The following is a 19,862-nucleotide window of genomic DNA, read 5'->3' as shown; positions in this document are numbered from 1 at the left end:
ACCGTTTCGTGACAGCGGCACGATTTTTCGCTAATGCGTGGTCGACATCATTCCGGGACCGATTTTGTGACCATTCAGGACAAGCCAACAGGCGTGGCACTTTGGCGGCATGTGGCCGACGGCATCGAGCGCGGCATTGCAGATGGCCGCTATGGTGCTGGCGAAAAGCTGCCCGGCGAGACTGAACTGGCTGACATCTACCGCGTCAATCGCCACACCGTGCGCCGCGCCCTCGCGACCCTGGCCGAACGCGGCCTGGTGCGCGCCGAGCGCGGCAGCGGCACCTATGTGGAATCGCCAAAGCTTGCATATCCCCTGCGATCACGCACGCGCTTCTCGGAAATTGCCGGTGCCGGCGGGCGCGAGCCGCAAGCGCAATTGATCGGAGCCTGGGACGATGTGGCAACACGCGATCTCGCAAGGCAGCTTGGCCTCAAAGCCGGCGCTCCGCTGATCCGCATTGAAGCCTTGCGGTTGGCGGACAAGACGCCGATCTGCGTCGGCACCAACTGGCTGTCGGCCGAACGCTTTCCCGATTTCGGCAAGGTCTATGAGCGCGTGCGCTCGATGACTAAGGCCCTGGCGCATTACGGCATCAAGGACTATCGCCGCGCCTCGACGAAGGTCACCGCGGGGATCATCGACGCGACCGATGCGACACGGCTTGGTGTCGCACTCGGGCGTCCGATCTTGATTGTCGATTCCATCGATGTGGATGCCGACGGCACGCCGCTCAGCGCTACGCATTCGCGCTTCGTCGCCGAGCGCGTCGAATTCGTGGTCGATAGCGGTTCGCTTTAGTTAGAACGGGTCGGTGCCGAGACCCGGCACATCGGCCGGACGCGGCCCCGGCGCCGGCCACAGGAAACGGCGATCCTTCTCAGCAATGGCCACATCGTTGATGCTCGCCTCGCGGCGGCGCATCAGGCCGGCCTCGTCAAACTCCCATTGCTCATTGCCATAGGAGCGATGCCAGTTGCCCGCGTCGTTATGCCATTCATATTGAAAGCGCACGGCAATGTGATTGCCGTCGAACGCCCACAAATCCTTGATCAGCCGATATTCGTGCTCCTTTGCCCATTTACGGGTGAGGAATTCGACGATCGCCGGGCGCCCCTGAAAGAACTCGCCGCGATTGCGCCAGGTCGAGTCCTCGGTATAGGCGAGCGACACTTTCACCGGATCGCGTGAATTCCAGGCATCCTCGGCCATGCGGGCCTTCTGGGCGGCGGTCTCTCGGGTGAAGGGCGGAAACGGTGGACGCGACATGGGACCCTCGGCTTTGCGATATGCCAAGATTGTAGCCTTGCCGCATGCGGAGTCGATGCCGTTTCACCTATGGGGCGATTGCTAAATCTGATCGGCCTTCATGGCGATCCGCAGCGCCTTCGGAATCGGCTTGGCGCGGCCGCCGGACACGAAGGCCACCTTGACCTTGGCCTCAAGCAGCAACTCATCGCCGCGGCGCACTTCCTGCCCGAGCAGGATCGAAGCGCCCCTCACCTCTTGTGGAACCGTGACGACGTCAAGCAGATCGTCCAGGACTGCCGGTTTTAGAAAATCAATTTTCATCGAACGAACAACGAAGGCAAAGCCGGGCGTATCCTCTCGCGCTTCTTTCAGCAGCTCTTGTTGACTCGTTCCGAGCAAACGCAAGTAATTCGTTCTGCCGCGTTCCATGAAACGCAGAAAGTTTGCGTGATAAACAATCTGGCCGGCGTCAGTATCTTCGAAATAAACGCGGACCCGCATATGATGACGACCGTCGCGAATTTCGCCATCAAGAGAGGCTGACACGGGGAGATTCCTCTTATCACACTTCGGAGAGTAACCGTCTTGCACAGAGGCACCTTCCTCAGCAAGTGCCAATCGCTTTGGGCTTGAACCTTGCTTGGGATGCACCTGGAATCTTGGTTGCGGGACGCGCATCTCTTTGCCGAATGACAATTAGCCGGCGTTGGTCAGTGTCCGGCCGATTCCCGGCTCATTTTCTCCAAAAGACCGCGCATCGCGTCGATCTGCAGGCCGAAGCCTGCCCAATCCCCAGACCTCAACAGCTTCATTGCCTCGTTATAGCGATCAAGCGCCTCCTGCGCCCTGTTTTCCGCAGGGCTCGCACGTGGCATTTCCGTTGCAGCACCCAGCGATGCCGGCGACGCGTTAGTTTCGATGAAAAGCGCGGACAAGGCCTCGGCAAGCGTCTCTTTCATGACGACATGCTCGCCGTAGGCGGCGATCACGCGCTTGAGCTCGGGCAAGTGTCCGTGGACCGCACGCAGGTACAGCGGCGACACGTACAGGATCGAATTTTCGATCGGGATCACCAGCAGGTTTCCGCGGATCACCCGTGAACCCATCTGGTTCCACAACGATATTTGCTGGGAGATCTCCGTGTTCTGATGAATGCGCGCCTCGATCTGGAACGGTCCGTAGACGAGCTTCTCCTTGGGAAATTCGTAGACGATTAATTTTCCATAGTCTGGAGCGTCGCAGCGCGCTGCCAGCCATGCGATCATGTTGTCGCGTCGGCTGGGCACCATGGGGATCATGATAAAGAACTCGGCCTGGGTTTCTCCGGGCAGCCGCATCACGATGTAGTAAGGAACCATCGGCGCGACGCCGTCGCCGGCTGGCTGGCGCGGAAACTGCCAAAGATCCTCTCGGTTATAGAAAACGTCGGCAGATGCCATGTGATAGGTCTGGTAAAGCTGCGCCTGAATCAGGAAGAGGTCCTCTGGATAGCGAATGTGCTTTTGCAGATCGGACGGCATAGCTGCAAACGGCTTGAATAGCCCCGGAAAGATTCGCTGGTAGGTGGCCGCGATCGGGTCCGCCTGGTCCATCAGATAAAAGTCGACACTGCCGTTATAGGCGTCGACGACGGCCTTCACGGAATTGCGGATGTAGTTCAGATTGCGGCCTGGCGCAGGCTGAGCTGAGGGAAAATAGTCGCTGGTTGTATAGGCGTCCTGGATCCAGAACATCCGCCCCTCGCTGACGACCAGATAGGGATCGTGGTCGAGGCTGAGGAACGGGGCGATCGTGCGTAGCCGTTCCCCAATATTGCGCCGGATCATGATCCGGCTGTCGTCGGTGATGTAGCTGGAGAGCAGCAGGTTCATATCGTTGAAGTGGTGAGCGAAGATGATTTTTCGCACCATCCCCGTCAGCGGTATGCCACCGGAACCATCGTAGGCCGCGTATACGTTTTCACTCCCCTTCGGATAGTCGAATTCCGGCGTAGTCGTCCTGACGACAACGTAGTTGCTCTCCTCTTGTCCATAATAAATGCGCGGTTCGCGGATTTCGGGGCCGCCATCCGCAACGGGAGGAATATCCCGCAGGTAAAGCAGCGGGAGCCCTTCAGCGCTCTTGTGCATTACCGGGCTCATCACCGCTCCATTGCCGTGGGTGAACAGCAGGTGGAGGTTGACCCATGTCTGGGCGTTCGGCGGCAGCAGTGAGGATCTGAGCTCGCGTGCCGACAGCATCACGCTCTGGTAGGTGCCGCGAAGCCAGTAGCGGTCGACATCCAGGTCGCTTAATTTGTAGTAGGTGCGTATCTCCTGCAGCTGGGCGTAGGTATCCGCCAGCGGCTGCCCGTCCCACAATCTGATGTTCTCGATGGTCGCCTTGTTGGCTTCGAGTGTCGTGAAGGTAAGGTCCTGTTCGGCAGGAAAGGGCTTGGCGGCGATCCGGTCGAGATTATAGGCTTCCCTGGTCAGGCGGATGCTGCGTTCGATGTAGGGCCGTTCCAGTTCCAGTTCGTTCGGTTTCACATAGAAGCGCTGAAACAATGTCGGGATCACACCGGACAGCAGGAAAGCGCCGCCGAAGACGAGCAACATCGCGGCAGTGGGGAGCCGGTAAGTGCGCGCCCACAGGTTCGCCCACGCGGCGCATGCCGCGACGATCGAAAGCCCGATCAGTAACCGGAGAACGGGCAGTTGCACCTGGACATCGGTGTAGCTCGCGCCAACCACTACGCCATTGTCTCCGTAGAGCAGCAGATAGCGGTCGAGCCCGTAGGACCATGCCTTCACCGCAAAGAGCAAGCCAAGCAGCGCCGAGCCGTGAGCAACCGCTATCGGTGATATCGACCACCGCTGGACCTGGTATTCGATCTGCCCATGCATCCAATAGATCACTGCGGCGAAAAGCGCGCTCATGAACAGCGTTAGCACTACCCAATTCCTGATGGCGATATAGGCGGGCAGAGAAAACAGATAGAAACCAATATCCTTGTCATACAGCGGATCGTTCGCGCCATATGGCACGTGATAGAGGAACTGCAGAATGATGTTCCAGTTGCCGACCTCCCCCCATGCGACAAGCAGAGCGAGGAGTCCGGCGCCGCCAGCGATGGCGAGGCGCCATGGCAACCGATCGCGTATGAACTCGAACGGATCGGGCGGCACCGCAGTGGCCGCGAGTTTCCAGTCGAAGCCAACGGGAAGCCGGCCTCGCCGCCGTCGGGCAAGAAAAAATGCCACCCGGGCGTTCGCCCACACGATGATGGCAGTTGCCGCAAAGACGACGGAAAAGACTGCGGCTTTCGCGCCGATCGATGTCCAAAAAACCTGCGAAAAGCCGACCGCGGAGAACCACATCCAGTCGACCAGGAACTCGCCGACAATCGCGAAAAGGATCAGGCAAATTCCGGAGAAGATCGCAGTCACAATCACCCCGACCACGGCGTTGCGCCCTGGTGTCTTCCGTTCGGGCCCGGTAATCCCGATCGTCATGAACGAATTATAGCAGAACGGGAGAGGTGGCGGTGCCTGTCGTGAGCCCTCGCACCTGTTTTTTCTGCGTCGGCCTTCCTACATCAGAATTGAGGTGCGCATCGCCTTACGCGCGCCCAATCGGGAGAGCGCGCGCCACGAGCGGTGATCTCACGATGTAGTTGTGCTTGTGCGCCCTCACCAACGGTCGGGATGGCATGCCGAACCGACGCGAGGGAGGAACGCGGCAGGAGCGCTTGTCATGACTGATTTCGCCGGTCTCGAAGCCCGTTTTGGCGCAGGAAACTATGCACCGTTGCCGGTCACGATCGTCCGCGGGGCTGGTGTCTACGTGTGGGACGACGCTGGCAGACGCTACATCGACATGATGGGCGCATATTCGGCGGCAAGCTTCGGCCATTGCCATCCGCGCCTCGTCAAAGCGCTGACAGAACAGGCACAGCGCCTGGATACGATCTCGCGCGCTTATTTCAGTGATCGGTTGGGGCCTTTTCTCGCGAAGGCCTGTGCACTTACCGGTATGGACGCCGCGTTGCCGATGAACAGCGGCGCGGAAGCCGTCGAGACGGCGCTCAAGGCGGCACGTAAATGGGCCTACAAGGTCAAGGGTGTGCCGACCGACCGGGCTGAAATCATCGTCGCGGAGGGAAATTTCCACGGCCGTACCATCTCGATCGTCGGCTTTTCTTCGCAAGCCCAATATCGCGACGGCTTCGGGCCGTTCCCGCCCGGCTTCACGCGCGTGCCGTTCGGCGATGCGCCGGCGCTCGCCGCGGCCATTACCCCTGACACCGCGGCCTTTCTGGTCGAACCAATTCAAGGCGAAGGCGGGATCAATGTGCCGCCCCCTGGATATCTCGCTAAGGCCGCGCGCATTTGCAAGGCGAACAACGTGCTGCTGCTGTGCGACGAGATCCAGAGCGGTCTGGGACGCACCGGACGTCTGCTCGCGTGTCAGCATGAAGGGGTAACACCCGACGGTCTGATGCTCGGCAAGGCGCTCGGCGGCGGGATGTTGCCGGTTTCGCTTTTCCTCGCCCGTCGCGAGGTCATGCAGGTTTTCACTCCCGGTGACCACGGCAGCACGTTCGGAGGCAACCCGATTGCATCAGCGGTTGGATTAGCTGCCCTCGACACACTGATCGACGAGCGATTGATTGAACGTGCCGCGACTGTCGGCACGCATCTCCTCACTCGGCTCTCTGCGATCAAAAATCCGATCATTCGCGAGGTGCGCGGTCGCGGTTTGTTTGCGGGGGTCGAGTTACACCGCAACATGGCTAGCGCCGGTACGGTGATCAGCCGCTTGCTTCAGGCGGGAGTGCTGACCAAAGATACTCACCGAAACACGATACGCTTTGCACCCCCCTTGATTATCGACGGGTCACAGGTGGATTGGGCCGTAGACCGATTGACCGAAGTACTGGACGAGATCGCCGCATCGACGGTTCAGGCCTAGCGGCCGCCAATATTGGGCAAGCCTGTTATCTGAGGTTACCGAACCCAAGCGAAAGATTTGCAATAGTCCGGTCTTTAGAATCGGGCGCGTTCGGCGTCCTCGCAATAAACCCGCACCTGCATGCGATGCAGGCCGTCGGCGATGGCACCGTCGAGATGGAAGGTCGTAGAACGCGTCATAACGAAAAACCGTGAGCTGCGAGTGGCAGCACGTGATCACGCGTCAATGGCGCCAGGACAATAGCCTCAGGCGCAGTTGGATTGATCCAAATCGCTTCGGCGATCTCGGCCTGGGGCGCGATCGCTCCGTCCACCTTCACCGCATAAACACTGGCCTGCACCCGCCATCCCGGTTCATTCGCGGCGACGCTGTTGAACTGGCCGAGCGCCTGCGCCGAGCCCGGCACCATCCCGCAGCCGAGCTCTTCGCTGATCTCGCGCTCCAGCGCGGCCAGATCGTCTTCACCAGCATCGCGCTTGCCACCCGGCTGCATGAAGGCCTCGGTGCCGCGCTTGCGCACCACCAGCATGCGCCCTCTATCGTCACGGATCAGCGCGGCGACCACGCCGATGATCTTTTCGGTCATCGCGGATTACTCCTCGTCGCTCGCTCCGAACAATCCGATCTGGCTCTCATCCCGTTTCGGCTCATTCAGTCCCAGATGCTTGAACGCATGCGAGGTGAGCAGACGCCCACGCGGGGTGCGCTGCAGATAGCCGCACTGGATCAGATAGGGCTCGATAATGTCTTCGATGGCATCGCGCGGCTCGGACAGCGCGGCCGCCATGGTTTCGACACCGACGGGACCACCGGCATAGTTCATGGCGATGGTGGTGAGATAGCGGCGATCCATCGCATCGAGACCCGCACTGTCAACTTCCAATGCGGACAGCGCGTGGTCGGCGATTTTGCGATCGATCGCTGACGCATCCGCAGCGGAGGCAAAGTCACGCACACGGCGCAACAGACGCCCGGCGATGCGCGGCGTGCCGCGCGCACGGCGCGCAATCTCGTTAGAGCCTTCAGGGGTCATGCCGATGTCCAGCACGCGGGCACCGCGGGTGACGATCTTTTCGAGCTCATCGATCGTGTAAAAATTCAGCCGCAGCGGAATGCCGAAACGATCACGCAGCGGATTGGTCAGGAGACCCGCACGGGTGGTCGCGCCGACCAGCGTGAATTTTGATAGCTCGATTTTCACCGAGCGTGCGGCAGGGCCTTCGCCGATGATGAGATCGAGCTGGAAGTCCTCCATCGCCGGATAGAGCACTTCCTCTACTGCAGGGCTGAGTCGGTGGATCTCGTCGATGAATAGCACATCGCGCTCTTCGAGATTGGTCAGCAATGCCGCGAGATCGCCGGCCTTGGCGATGACGGGACCGGATGTCGCGCGAAATCCGACACCGAGTTCGCGCGCCACGATCTGCGCCAGCGTGGTCTTGCCGAGGCCGGGCGGGCCCACAAATAATGTGTGATCCAGTGCCTCGCCGCGCTTGCGGGCAGCATCGATGAAGATCTGCAAATTCGCGCGCGCCTGTGCCTGACCGACGAAATCGGACAGCGACTGCGGGCGCAGCGTGGTGTCGCCGACATCGTCAGAGCGGCGCTCAGGGGTAACCATGCGATCGGGCGGCGTATTCATGACGCGACGTTACCACGGTGCAACGGCCGCGCGAACCACCAGCACAGGCTGGCTGGAATCACGGCAATGCCCGCGAGCAATGCGGACAGCGACAGCGCCTGCGTGAGCGATCGAACGCCGGGCAAAATCACCGCCGACGATTCCGAGGGCTGAACGAACATTCCAAACCCGATGAAGCCGGCAATGCCGACGGCCGCAGCAAGCCACGCCATCCAGATCGCGTTTTGCCCGGCATAGACGGCCGACAGCGCGAAGACGACGCCGGCACCGAGCGACGGCAGCAGCGCCGCCAATGCAGCAACAAATGCCAGCAGCCACAGTGCAATCGAGACAAGCGATCTGAAACCATCGAGATCGGCAACAGAGAAGATCAATTGCAGGATCGACGCACCCAGACCGACCACAAGCAACGACACGAGCACAGCCACGGATAGCGAACCGACAATACCGAAGATCGCGACAATGCCGATCACACGGGCGATTCTGGCAAGGCTCACTTCGCCAATTCCTTCAGCCCGAGCTTGATCAGTTGCGCCGTTTCCGCACCCTCGCCTGCGCTGCGCGACGCGGCTGCGACGGCGGCCGCCGCCTGTGGCTGGCCATAGCCGAGATTGACCAGCGCGGAGATCGCATCCCTGACAGCGCCTGGTGCGCGGTTGTCGTCCATCGCGCCGGCGAGTTGCGCGACCACCGGATCGACGGACGCAAAGGCCGGCGCCTTGTCCTTCAATTCGCTGACGATGCGCTCGGCCACTTTAGGACCGACGCCCGGCGTGCGCGCCACGGCCGTCTTGTCACGCAGCGCGATGGCATTGGCGAGATCGGCCGGCGGCAGCGTACTGAGCACGGCGAGCGCGACCTTGGCGCCGACGCCCTGCACAGTCTGCAGCAGGCGAAACCATTCGCGCTCCATATCGCTGCGGAATCCGAACAGTTTGATCTGGTCTTCGCGGACATATGTTTCGATGGCGAGCACCGCAGCTTCGCCCGCCTGCGGCAGTGCCTGCAGCGTGCGTGCAGAACAATGCACCTGATAGCCCACGCCCTGTACGTCGAGGATCACATAGTCCTCGCCGTAGCTGTCGATCAGGCCTTTGAGCTTGCCAATCACGCGCCGACGACCTTGAGGCGCAGTGCCGTGCTCTGACGGTGATGCGCATGGGTGATGGCGATCGCCAGTGCATCGGCGGCATCGGCGGATTTCGGCTCGGCCTTCGGCAGCAGAATCTTCAGCATCACCTGGATCTGGTTCTTGTCGGCATGGCCCGCGCCGACCACGGTCTTCTTCACCTGATTGGGCGCGTATTCGGCGACGGCAATGCCGAACATCGCCGGCGTCATCATGGCGATACCGCGCGCCTGGCCGAGCTTCAGCGTGGCGACGCCGTCCTTGTTGACGAAGGTCTGTTCGACCGCAGCTTCGGCCGGCTGGAAGTCGCCGAGCACCTTGGCGAGCCCTTCATGAATGCCGAGCAGCCGGCTCGCCAGCGGCAGATTGTCCGGCGGTTCCACCGAACCGCAGCCGATATAGGTCAGCCGGTTGCCGTCGATTTCGATCACGCCCCAGCCGGTGCGGCGCAGGCCCGGATCGATGCCGATGATGCGGACAGGAGGGCGAATCGCAGGGTGTGTCATCCCACAGGGATAACGCCGGTCGGACCGGAACGAAATAGAAACGCGCCACCATCCCAAGAGAATAGAGTGGGAAGCTGAGCCCCTGCTCAGCCGCCCATCTTGGCCATCAGCGCGTCCGACACCTCAAAGTTGGCATAGACGTTCTGCACGTCGTCATGCTCGTTCAACAGGTCCATCAGCTTGATCAGCTTCTCGCCGGTCTCGTCATCGACCGAGAGCGTGTTCTGCGGCTTCCAGATCACCGCGGCCTTGCGGGCTTCGCCGAACTTGCCTTCCAGTCCCTTGGCAACCTCGCGGAACGTCTCCTGCGACGCGTAGACCTCGTGGCCGCCCTCGCCCGACACCACGTCATCCGCGCCGGCTTCAATGGCAGCTTCGAGCATGTCGTCAGCAGAGGCCTTGTCGGCGTCATATTCGATCACGCCGACATGGTCGAACATGAAGGAAACTGAGCCGGTTTCGCCCAAATTGCCGCCGGATTTGGTGAAGTAAGAACGGATGTCGGAAGCGGCGCGATTGCGGTTGTCGGTCAGCGCCTCGACGATGACGGCGACGCCACCGGGGCCGTAGCCCTCGTAGCGGATTTCATCGTAGTTCTCGCCGTCGCTGCCGATCGCCTTCTTGATGGCGCGCTCGATATTGTCGCGCGGCATGTTTTCTTGCCGGGCGGCGATCACGGCGGAGCGCAACCGGGCATTCATCGACGGGTCGGGCGTCCCCATCTTGGCAGCGACGGTGATTTCGCGCGCCAGCTTGCTGAACAGCTTGGACTTCTGGGCATCCTGCCGGCCCTTGCGGTGCATGATGTTCTTGAATTGGGAATGTCCGGCCATGCGGTCTCTCTTGAAGCGTCAGGGTATTTAGGGCTGCGGCGCGGGGTTATAGGCCGCGAAATCGGCAAAATCAAAAATTTGCAGCCGAATCCGGCCAATCTTCGCAATACCGCAACCGACCTTAACCATCACTTCACGCCGAGGTGCAAGGTTACCCGCATAGATTGTATTCATTGGGGTCACCGATGGCGTTTGGACTGTTCCGCAAGCGGCAGCCGGAAGCGGCTGAAGTGGTGATGATTGCTGAAAACACAGCGCCTTCTGTAGCACCGCGGCACCCTGAACCAGATACCGCTGGGGACATCCTGGAGTTGCTGGAACTCGAGCTGGGCGCGCTTATCCGCCAGCTTGAGCGTGCCGCGACCTCCGTCGCCGGCGGCGCCGAATCGACCGCCACCACCCTCTCCGCCATCCGCGCCCGCACCGATGTGCTGGCCGACCGCAGCAGTGCCGCGCAATCCACCGCCACGACCTTCGCGCAGGCGGCCGATAAATTCACCCACTCGGCCGAAGGTATCGGCGCCCAGGTGCGCGATGCCAGCCGGCTTGCGGACGAGGCCGGCGCCGCCGCCCATGAAGCCAGCGCCAACGTGGACCGGCTGCGCGACTCCTCCGCTGCAATCAGCAATGTGTTGGAGCTGATCGCGCAGATCGCCCGGCAGACAACGATGCTGGCGCTGAACGCGACCATCGAGGCGGCACGCGCAGGCGCTGCAGGCCGCGGCTTCTCGGTCGTCGCCACCGAGGTCAAGGCGCTGGCGGTGCAAACCCAGAACGCCACCGAAGAGATCAGGAAGAAGATCGACACCCTGCAGCGCGACGCTGCGAGTTCGGTCGATGCGGTGCATCGCATCTCCACCGCCATCGACGCGATCCGCCCGGTGTTTGCCAATGTGAATGGCGCAGTCGCCGAGCAGAACGCGACGACCAGCGAGATGTCGCACAATGCCACCACCGCCTCGCAGTTCATCGTCTCGGTCGGCGACAGCGCCGCGGAAATCGATAGCGCTGCGAAGGAAGCGGCTGCCCATGGCGAGCATGTCGCGCAGGCCGGCCAGGCCGTGACGATGTTTGCCTCACGGCTGAAGTCCCGCTGCGCGGTACTGCTGAAACAGAGCGAGCGCGAAGACGAGCGCCGACGCGAAAAGCTGCCATGTCACCTCAATGTCGATCTTCAGGCGCGCGGCGGCCAGATCCGCGCACCGGTCTATGAAATCTCGATGGACGGGATCCTCATCGGCGGACCAGACGCGAACCGGCTTCCGTTGCACGACATCGTTGCTGCTGAACTCAGCGAGGTCGGCCCCTGCCGCCTCCGCATTGCCGAACATTCCCCCGCCGGCGCACAGGCACTGTTCGTCGCGCCCGACAACCATCTCATCAGCCGGATCGAAGACCGGCTATGGGCTATTCATGACGAAAACACCGAATTCGTCACCCGCGCCATTGATGCCGGCGCCGCGCTCAACAAGATCTTTGCCGACGGTATTGCATCCGGCGCTATCAGCATCGACGACATGTTCGACGACAACTACGTCGAAATCCCTGGCTCCAGTCCGGTGCAGTACCGGACAAAGATTCTCGGCTGGGCCGACCGCGCACTCCCCGAATTCCAGGATGCATTTCTCGCCAAGGACAGCCGCATGGCGTTCTGCGCCATGATCGACCGCAACGGCTATCTACCGGTACATAACAGCATCTATTCCAAGCCGCAGCGCCCGGGTGATGTCGCCTGGAATACGGCCAACTGCCGCAACCGCCGCATCTTCAACGATCCGGCTGGATTGGCCGCCGGTCGCAATACACGTTCCTACCTGATCCAGAGTTATGCCCGCGACATGGGCAACGGTCAGACCGTGATGATGCGCGAGATAGACGTGCCTGTGCGCATACAGGGACGCCATTGGGGCGGCTTCCGCACGGCGTACAAATTATGATTTGGGTTTGTAAACGGCGCTGCGCTGCCACCTGAGACCTGGCGCAGCGCCGCCTATTCCGTCTGCGAGTGGGCTAGCAGCCGAAACTGCCAAGGCGTCCTAGCCGCCGCTCGTTCGGCCCTCCGCATTGTCATCTCCGCCGTATGAACCGCCGCCATATCCATATGGCGCGCTGTATCCATATGAACCGGGGCCGGCCCCAAATCCGCGATAGACCGTTACGGGGGCGCTTCCCTCATACCGCGCGTGAGAGGACATGATCCGTCGATGCTTGCTGGCAGCGCTATGCCCGTCTTTGGCCTGCGCGGTCGAGCTCGAAGTGCCGGCGATCAGTAAAGCGGCGCCCAACAGAATGAATTTATTCATCACATTTTTCCTTGGTCAACGAGCCCCGCGACCTCAGATGCGCACGCTTGGCTCTCAAGGTAGCGCCAATCACGCGTAGTTGAATTTCGGCTTGCGGTACCCCGTCCTGCATGGACAGCGGCGGCGAGACCCATTGGAGCCATTTGCCCATTCGCTCCGGGCATGGGGGGCCGTGTCACACCGCTGACATTTGCATCGGTCCATAACCGTGGACCCATTCGATACAAGCGGAGCTGCCATGACCGAACATTCCCTCGACGACGCGCAAGCAATCCACGACCGCATTCGTGCAGAGATGCTGGACGGCTTCGACGAAGAACTCGAGCTCGAGATCGATGACGATCGTCTCGACGCCCTGACCAACGAAATGTCCGACCACAGCCCGGCGGAGACCATCGAGCGACGCCTCTATTTCAAGGAACTGTTCCGCCTGCAGGGCGAGTTGGTGAAGTTGCAGAGCTGGGTGCAGCAGAACAAGCTCAAGGTCGTGGTGATCTTCGAGGGTCGCGATTCCGCTGGCAAGGGCGGCGTCATCAAGCGCATCACCCAGCGGCTCAATCCGCGCGTCTGCCGCGTTGCCGCACTCCCCGCGCCGAATGAGCGCGAGCGCACCCAGTGGTACTTCCAGCGTTACGTCTCGCACCTCCCCGCCGGCGGTGAGATCGTGCTGTTCGATCGCAGTTGGTACAACCGCGCCGGCGTCGAGCGCGTGATGGGTTTCTGCACCGAGGATGACGTGGAGGAATTCTTCCGCTCGGTGCCGGAATTCGAACGCATGCTGGTGCGCTCGGGCATCATCCTGATCAAATACTGGTTCTCGATCACAGACGAAGCGCAGCACTTGCGCTTCTCGATGCGTATCGCCGACCCGCTCAAACAGTGGAAGCTCAGCCCTATGGATGTCGAGGCGCGCACCCGGTGGGAGCAATACACCAAGGCCAAGGAAGCGATGCTCGAGCATACGCATATTCCGGAAGCCCCGTGGCATGTGGTGCAGGCCGTCGACAAGAAGAAGGCGCGCCTGAACTGCATCGCGCATCTGCTCGAACAGGTTCCCTATCAGGAGGTCGAGCATCCGCCCGTGGTCCTGCCTGCACGCGTGCGCAATCCCGACTATCACCGCACGCCGGTGCCAGCTGAAATGTATGTGCCGGAGCGGTACTAGCCCCACAGCCGGCAGATGGCGTGCCGTTTTTCCGGCAGGCCGAGCCTAACGCAACCGCAATATTCTTTTGAATAAAAGTCATCCGACGCCCAAGAAGAGGGCGTCGGATAATGTCGCGCAGATTTTACCGCGATTTATCCGATAGACACGCTCGCACGACATACAAACCAATGTATAGTCCTGCTGCATCTTATTGCTGCTTTTGAAATGATGACCGTACGCCTATAGTACCGTCGTTGGTCGATGACGAACCATTCGCCATTGCATCATCGAGTCGAGCAATCGGGGGTCTCACTGTGGCAAATCTCAATATCAACGGCGAGCAGAAGTCCTTCGACGCGCCTGACGACATGCCCCTGCTCTGGGTGTTGCGCGACATTCTCGGCATGACCGGCACGAAATTCGGCTGCGGCGTTGCGCTATGCGGAGCATGCACCGTGCATGTCGACGGCAAGGCCGTGCGCTCCTATCTGCTGCCGGTCAGTGCGGTGAGCGGACGCGCCATCACCACAATCGAAGGTGTCGGCGCCACACCGGTCGGCGCCAAGGTGCAGAAAGCCTGGCTCGATCTCGAAGTCATTCAATGCGGCTACTGCCAATCCGGACAGATCATGTCAGCGGCGGCGCTCCTCGCTTCTACGCCGACCCCCGACGATTCCGACATCGATGCCGCCATGGCCGGAAATATCTGTCGCTGCGGCACCTATGTCCGGGTGCGTGAAGCCATCAAGCATGCTGCCTCCGAACGGCAAACCTAGGAGTCGGCCATGAAAATTGCAGACAACATGCTTGTTGCGGCCAGTCCTGCAAACAAGCCTTCTGGCCTGTCACGGCGCAATTTGCTCGCTGGCGCCTTTGCCGGCGGCTTTATGTTCGCCTTCCAGCTTCCGGTCCGCGCGGCCAATGAGCCGACGCAACCTCCCGATACGACGGAGGGCAAATTCGCCCCCAACGCGTTCATCCGCATCGACACTACCGGCAAGACGACACTGGTGATGCCGCAAGTCGAGATGGGGCAAGGCATCTATACCGCCATCGCTATGATCCTCGCCGAAGAGCTCGACGCCGACTATGCGCAGATCACGCTGCAACATGCGCCGCCCAGCGACAAGCTCTACGGCAATCCAATTTTCATCATCCAGGCGACCGGCGGATCGACTTCGGTGCGCGCATTCTGGAAACCGCTGCGCAATGCCGGTGCAACCGCGCGTGCGATGCTGGTGCAAGCCGCAGCCGAACAGTGGCAGGTCGAACCTGCGAGCTGCACGGCGTCGAATGGGCAAGTGATGCATACGGCCAGCGGGCGCAAACTGTCCTATGGCGAGTTGTGCGACGCCGCCGGCAAACTCACACCGCCGAAGGACGTCGCGCTCAAGGACCCGAAAGACTTCTCGGTGATCGGCAAGCCGCTGAAGCGCTTCGACACACCGGACAAGGTCAACGGCAAGACGATCTACGGTATCGACGCGATGGTGCCGGGCATGACATTCGCGACGCTGGCACAGTGCCCGGTGTTCGGCGGCAAACTCGCCAAGGTCGATGACCGCGCGGCGAAGAAGATTCCGGGCGTGCGGCAGATCGTGGTGCTCGACGACCTCGTGGCCGTGGTCGGCGACCACATGTGGGCCGCCAAGTCTGGGCTCGAAGCACTCGACATCACCTGGGACGAAGGGCCCAACGCGAAGATCAGTTCGAAGGACATCTGGGCGCATTTGCGCACGGCCAGCGAGACGGACGGCGTAATCGCCAAATCCGTCGGCGACATCGCTAAGGGTCTCGCGACCGGCGAACGGATCGACGCGTCCTACGAGATGCCGTTCCTTGCGCACGCGACCATGGAGCCCTTGAATTGCACGGTGCACTTCAAGGGTGATTCCTGCGAGGTCTGGACGGGCACGCAGATCATGTCGCGGGTGCAATCCGAAGCCGCCAAGGCCGCGGGCCTGCCGATCGACAAGGTCACAGTAAATCAGCACATGATTGGCGGCGGCTTCGGCCGCAGGCTTGAGCCCGACATGGTCGTGGCGGCGGTGCGCATCGCCAAACAGGTCAATGGACCGGTCAAGGTGGTGTGGACCCGCGAAGAGGACATCCAGCACGACATTTATCGCCCCGTCTATCGCGACAACATTTCGGCGACACTGTCCAACGGCAAAGTGGTCGGCTTCAAGTACAAGATCGCAGGCTCGGCCGTGATCGCGCGTTGGCTGCCGCCTGCGTTCCAGAAGGGCATCGACATCGACGCCATCGATAGTGCTGCGGACCAGCCCTACGACTTCCCGCATTTCCAGTGTGAATATGTCCGTGTCGAACCGCCGGCGGTGCCGACGGGCTTCTGGCGCGGCGTCGGCCCGAACAACAACGTGTTCGCGATCGAGAGCTTCATGGATGAGCTCGCTCGCAAGGCTGGCAAGGATCCCGTCGCGTTCCGGCGTGAATTGCTCGGCAAGGCGCCGCGGATGCTGGCGGCCCTCAATCTCGCGGCGGAGAAGGCCAACTGGGGTCAGCCGCTGCCAGCGCGCGTCGGACGCGGCGTGAGCATACAGCCCACCTTCGATACTTCGATCGCGACTGTGGTCGAAGCGGAGGTGGATTCTCAGGGCGAGATCCGTCTGCGTCAGGTCAACGTGGCGATCGACACCGGCATCGCTGTCAATCCCGACACCATCGTGGCGCAGATCGAAGGCGGCATCGTGTTCGGCCTCACCGCCGCGCTCTATGGCGACATCACCATCGAGAAGGGACGTGTGCAGCAGTCCAATTTCCACGACTATCGCATGCTTCGGATCGACCAGATGCCGAAAATCAATGTCCACCTCATCAAGAGCGGCGAAGCGCCCGGCGGCATAGGCGAGTGCGGCGTGATCGGTGGCCCGCCGGCACTGCGCAATGCGATCTATGCCGCGACTGGCGTTGCGTTGCGCAGGATGCCGATCGACCGTGATGCGATCGCCGAGAGGAAGAAGTCATGACGCCCGCCGCACGTCGCATTCTCGGCAGCGTCATTGTGATCGGTGTCGTGGCTGCAGCCGGCGCTGCGCTCTATGTGCGCGGCCCCGGACCGATGGCCTTCTCGGGTGGGCCGAAGGTAGCGCTGGCCGACTACAAGGGCGCCAATCCGACCGGCGTTCCCGCCAACATGACCAGCGCCAGCCCGATCGAGCGCGGTGAATATCTCGCGCGTGCGGCGGATTGCATGGTCTGCCACACTGCGCCCGGCGGCAAGGAATATGCCGGCGGCTTCGCATTCAAACTGCCGTTTGGCACGCTGTATTCGACCAACATCACACCGGACGAAGAGACAGGCATCGGCAACTACACCGACCAGCAGTTTCTCGACGCCGTTCGAAGCGGCAAGCGCCACGACGGCGCCCGGCTCTATCCGGCAATGCCCTATACGTCCTACACCTATATGACCGATGCGGACACGCTCGCGGTCAAGGCCTATCTGTTCAGCCTCGCACCGGTGCGCGCAGCGCCGCCTGAGAATACGCTGGCCTTTCCGTTCAATCAGCGCTGGGCAATGACATTCTGGTCGGCGCTTTTCAATCCCGATACGCGCTTCGAACCCGATACGTCGCAAAGCCCGGAATGGAACAGGGGCGCCTATCTCGTCGAGGCGGTGGCGCATTGCGGCGAATGCCACACGCCGCGCAATCTCGGCTTCGCGCTCGACAACCGTAAGAAATTCGCTGGCGCCCTGACCGCCGGATGGCGGGCCTTCAATATCACCTCGGACAAGACGACAGGCCTTGGCAGCTGGAGCGACGACGATGTCGTTTCCTATCTGTCGATCGGGCATGCCAAGGGTCACGGCACCGCGTCGGGGCCGATGGGCGAAGCGGTGGACCACAGTTTCAGCAAGATGGCGCCGACGGATATCAAGGCGATGGTCGCATTCCTGCGCACGGTGCCGGCGGTGCCCTCACCTGATCTGCCCGCGAAACTCGCGCCACCCGCACCGCCCTCGCATAGGGACGGCATGACGGCGAACGCGCTTGGCAAGACGGTCTTCCAGGGCGCCTGCGTGAGCTGCCATGGCTGGACAGGCGAGAGCGCACTCTCGCCCATGGCCACGCTGACTGGCGCGTGGGCCGTTAACGATCCTGGCGCGACGAACGTGGCGCAGATCGTGATCTCCGGCACCAAGCGGCATACGCCGCAAGGCGCGCTGTCGATGCCAGCCTTCGGCAAGAGCCATTCAGATACGGAGATCGCGGCTGTCGCGAATTACGTGACCGCGCGCTTCGGCAGCAAGGGATCGCAGATCACGGCAAGCGACGTCGCGGATTTACGCAAGCAGACGGAGCAGTAGGCCGAACTAGTTCAGCCAGAACTCGGGCACGGCCTGCGACAGCCGGCCACCGAGCCGCACCGGCGCGATGCGTGAGGCGAGGCCGGTCTTGTCATCGGTTTCGACCGCAACGCCCGACAAGGTCGCAGGGCCGAAGGCGGGCTCGAAACGGCCGGAGGGAATGCCGGTCGTGAAGCGTCTGACAGGCTCTTCTTTCTGCATACCGATCACGGAATCATAGTCGCCGGTCATGCCGGCATCGGTCATGTAGGCGGTGCCGCCTGCGAGGATCTGATGATCAGCGGTCGGCACATGCGTATGCGTGCCGACGACGAGGCTCACGCGGCCATCGCAGAAGTAGCCCATACCCTGCTTTTCGCTTGAGGCTTCGCCGTGGAAATCCACCACGATGGCGTCCGCGGCTTCAACCAGCGGACAAGCATCGATTTCCTTGCCGACAGCGCTGAACGGATCGTTGAGTGGCTCCATGAAGACACGCCCCATGGCGTTGATCACCAGCGCACGCGCACCGTTCTTGGCGTCGATCAGCGCAGCACCGCGGCCCGGCGTATGGCGTGGGAAATTCAACGGACGGATCAGGCGCGGCGCGCGTTCGATGAACACCAGCGCCTCTTTCTGATTCCAGGCGTGATTGCCGAGGGTCACCGCATCGGCGCCGGCGTCGACAAGATCATTATAGATCGTCTCGGTGATACCGAAGCCGCCGGCGGCGTTCTCGCCATTAATGATGACAAGATCGAGCTTCCAGTCGCGGATCAGGCCGGGCAGTTTTTCGAGGATCACCACGCGGCCGGTTTTGCCGACCACGTCGCCGATGAAGAGAATACGCAAGTCAGATGCTCCGAAAATCGATCGTCCGGGTTTCGGTTAGCACATAATCCAGCGCCACGTCGTGTGGCTGCATGGGAATGGCCCCGATTTCCTGGGTGTCGAAGGCCACGCCTATGGAGATAAAGGGCTTGATGGCGTGCAGTTGCGCGAAAGTGCGGTCGTAATGCCCCGCGCCATAGCCAATGCGGTGGCCGGCGCGGTCGAAGGCCGCGAGTGGTACCAGCAGGATATCGGGGATCAGTGGCGGCGCTTCCGGTGCTGGTTCCGGAATGCCTAGTGAACCGCGTACCAGCGCGTCGTTCGGGCTCCAGAGCCGGAACATCAGGGGCTCATCACGGGCGATGATCACCGGCAGCGCCAGTCGCGCACCCTGGGCGGCGAGATGCTGCATCAACGGGATCGGATCGATTTCGCTGCGGATGGGAGAATAGCCGGCGACGATGTCGCCGGCCCTGACCGGGAAAGGCAGCCCACGCGCTGCGATGGCTTGTGCGGCTGCCGACCGTTCGGCCTCGCTCAGCGCCGTGCGGCGTGCCAGCGCGGCGATGCGGAGCTCAATCTTTGTCGGAGTGGGCGGCGTGTCGGACATGCCGCACGATATTCTGCCCGCCGGGCCTATGAAAGCACGGGACGCCCTTCACCCTCATCTTTGTCGCGTGAGGTTAAGATGCACGGCGAAAGCCCGCAAACGGCCGGAGCCATCAGAAAAGTAAAAGTGCGAAGCCACGATGGCCGTTGAAGCACTCGATCCCGGAGCACCTACGAAAGTAGGTGGGCACCATGTGACCAGGTCCACGGACCTGGTCAGGGACAGTTCCCTGAAGGATCGATAAGGCCCCGGGGATATATGGCTCCTGACGCGCGACGCAGCCTCGCCTGAGCAATGTAGGGGTTATGAGACGGATGCGCCAGTGCCCGCTTGGCATCAAAGCCT

The 19,862-nt window shown here is 61.6% G+C and carries 19 protein-coding genes and 1 other RNA gene; 7 read left to right on the top strand and 13 right to left on the bottom strand.

Annotated features, from left to right (window positions below; translation table 11 throughout):
• The first annotated feature begins 66 nt into the window (after positions 1-66).
• A complete protein-coding gene (phnF, locus tag AB8A38_RS26995) occupies positions 67-801 on the top strand; it encodes a phosphonate metabolism transcriptional regulator PhnF (RefSeq protein ID WP_068735417.1) in 735 nt (244 codons plus the stop codon).
• Here phnF and AB8A38_RS26990 read toward each other — a convergent pair whose 3' ends face one another.
• The 3 genes from AB8A38_RS26990 to AB8A38_RS26980 form a co-directional block, all read right to left on the bottom strand.
• Complete coding sequence (locus AB8A38_RS26990; RefSeq protein WP_093756782.1) at positions 802-1,269, bottom strand: nuclear transport factor 2 family protein; 468 nt, start codon at positions 1,267-1,269, stop codon at positions 802-804.
• 81 nt (positions 1,270-1,350) lie between these two features.
• Positions 1,351-1,797 carry a tol-pal system-associated acyl-CoA thioesterase gene (ybgC, locus tag AB8A38_RS26985; RefSeq protein ID WP_439087996.1) on the bottom strand — a complete coding sequence of 149 codons (447 nt, stop codon included), beginning with the start codon at positions 1,795-1,797 and terminating at the stop codon, positions 1,351-1,353.
• 164 nt (positions 1,798-1,961) lie between these two features.
• Positions 1,962-4,745: a UPF0182 family membrane protein gene (locus AB8A38_RS26980; protein WP_439087995.1), complete on the bottom strand. Its 2,784-nt coding sequence runs from the start codon at positions 4,743-4,745 to the stop codon at positions 1,962-1,964.
• A 241-nt stretch (positions 4,746-4,986) separates the two neighbouring features.
• On the opposite strand from AB8A38_RS26980, the gene rocD reads away from it, so the two are divergent.
• Positions 4,987-6,204: an ornithine--oxo-acid transaminase gene (rocD, locus tag AB8A38_RS26975; RefSeq protein WP_439087994.1), complete on the top strand. Its 1,218-nt coding sequence runs from the start codon at positions 4,987-4,989 to the stop codon at positions 6,202-6,204.
• Positions 6,205-6,379: 175 nt separating this feature from the next.
• Here the strand turns inward: rocD and AB8A38_RS26970 are convergent, their stop codons facing one another.
• The 7 genes from AB8A38_RS26970 to AB8A38_RS26940 form a co-directional block, all read right to left on the bottom strand.
• A complete protein-coding gene (locus tag AB8A38_RS26970; protein ID WP_439087993.1) occupies positions 6,380-6,790 on the bottom strand; it encodes an NUDIX hydrolase in 411 nt (136 codons plus the stop codon).
• 6 nt (positions 6,791-6,796) lie between these two features.
• Entirely contained in the window at positions 6,797-7,846 is a 1,050-nt protein-coding gene (ruvB, locus tag AB8A38_RS26965) for a Holliday junction branch migration DNA helicase RuvB (RefSeq protein WP_315843253.1), read from the bottom strand.
• Complete coding sequence (locus tag AB8A38_RS26960) at positions 7,843-8,343, bottom strand: hypothetical protein (RefSeq protein WP_439087992.1); 501 nt, start codon at positions 8,341-8,343, stop codon at positions 7,843-7,845. Before AB8A38_RS26960 ends, ruvB begins: the two co-directional genes overlap by 4 nt.
• Positions 8,340-8,957, bottom strand: a complete 618-nt coding sequence (ruvA, locus tag AB8A38_RS26955; protein WP_089265378.1) for a Holliday junction branch migration protein RuvA — start codon at positions 8,955-8,957, stop codon at positions 8,340-8,342. The genes AB8A38_RS26960 and ruvA overlap by 4 nt, the downstream gene beginning before the upstream one ends.
• Positions 8,954-9,481: a crossover junction endodeoxyribonuclease RuvC gene (gene ruvC / locus AB8A38_RS26950; protein WP_439087991.1), complete on the bottom strand. Its 528-nt coding sequence runs from the start codon at positions 9,479-9,481 to the stop codon at positions 8,954-8,956. Before ruvC ends, ruvA begins: the two co-directional genes overlap by 4 nt.
• Positions 9,482-9,567: 86 nt before the next feature.
• Positions 9,568-10,314 carry a YebC/PmpR family DNA-binding transcriptional regulator gene (locus AB8A38_RS26945; RefSeq protein ID WP_068735184.1) on the bottom strand — a complete coding sequence of 249 codons (747 nt, stop codon included), beginning with the start codon at positions 10,312-10,314 and terminating at the stop codon, positions 9,568-9,570.
• 27 nt (positions 10,315-10,341) lie between these two features.
• Entirely contained in the window at positions 10,342-10,488 is a 147-nt protein-coding gene (locus AB8A38_RS26940) for a hypothetical protein (RefSeq protein WP_315843256.1), read from the bottom strand.
• 62 nt (positions 10,489-10,550) lie between these two features.
• Between AB8A38_RS26940 and AB8A38_RS26935 the strand changes: the two genes are divergently transcribed.
• From AB8A38_RS26935 to AB8A38_RS26915, 5 genes are all read left to right on the top strand, one after another.
• On the top strand, positions 10,551-12,251 hold the full coding sequence (locus AB8A38_RS26935; protein ID WP_410001878.1) for a methyl-accepting chemotaxis protein: 1,701 nt from the start codon (positions 10,551-10,553) through the stop codon (positions 12,249-12,251).
• 604 nt (positions 12,252-12,855) lie between these two features.
• Positions 12,856-13,782, top strand: coding sequence for a polyphosphate kinase 2 (gene ppk2, locus AB8A38_RS26930; protein WP_439087990.1), 927 nt, complete (start codon positions 12,856-12,858; stop codon positions 13,780-13,782).
• Positions 13,783-14,078: 296 nt separating this feature from the next.
• Complete coding sequence (locus AB8A38_RS26925; protein WP_439087989.1) at positions 14,079-14,540, top strand: (2Fe-2S)-binding protein; 462 nt, start codon at positions 14,079-14,081, stop codon at positions 14,538-14,540.
• Between the two features lie 9 nt (positions 14,541-14,549).
• Positions 14,550-16,754, top strand: coding sequence for a molybdopterin cofactor-binding domain-containing protein (locus AB8A38_RS26920; RefSeq protein WP_439087988.1), 2,205 nt, complete (start codon positions 14,550-14,552; stop codon positions 16,752-16,754).
• Entirely contained in the window at positions 16,751-18,097 is a 1,347-nt protein-coding gene (locus AB8A38_RS26915) for a c-type cytochrome (RefSeq protein ID WP_439087987.1), read from the top strand. Before AB8A38_RS26920 ends, AB8A38_RS26915 begins: the two co-directional genes overlap by 4 nt.
• Before the next feature lie 6 nt (positions 18,098-18,103).
• Here AB8A38_RS26915 and AB8A38_RS26910 read toward each other — a convergent pair whose 3' ends face one another.
• The 3 genes from AB8A38_RS26910 to ssrS all read right to left on the bottom strand — a co-directional run bounded on the left by AB8A38_RS26910 (position 18,104) and on the right by ssrS (position 19,804).
• Positions 18,104-18,928 carry a TIGR00282 family metallophosphoesterase gene (locus tag AB8A38_RS26910; RefSeq protein WP_092144867.1) on the bottom strand — a complete coding sequence of 275 codons (825 nt, stop codon included), beginning with the start codon at positions 18,926-18,928 and terminating at the stop codon, positions 18,104-18,106.
• A gap of 1 nt (position 18,929) precedes the next feature.
• Positions 18,930-19,517 carry a 5-formyltetrahydrofolate cyclo-ligase gene (locus tag AB8A38_RS26905; RefSeq protein ID WP_439087986.1) on the bottom strand — a complete coding sequence of 196 codons (588 nt, stop codon included), beginning with the start codon at positions 19,515-19,517 and terminating at the stop codon, positions 18,930-18,932.
• Positions 19,518-19,644: 127 nt separating this feature from the next.
• A non-coding RNA gene (ssrS, locus tag AB8A38_RS26900) (6S RNA) lies at positions 19,645-19,804 on the bottom strand.
• Between the last annotated feature and the right edge of the window lie 58 nt (positions 19,805-19,862).

The sequence above is a fragment of the Tardiphaga sp. 839_C3_N1_4 genome (genome assembly GCF_051811045.1).
Taxonomy (GTDB): Bacteria; Pseudomonadota; Alphaproteobacteria; order Rhizobiales; family Xanthobacteraceae; genus Tardiphaga.
The sequence above is the reverse complement of the archived record's forward strand: the minus strand, read 5'-3'. Positions and strand labels throughout refer to the sequence as shown.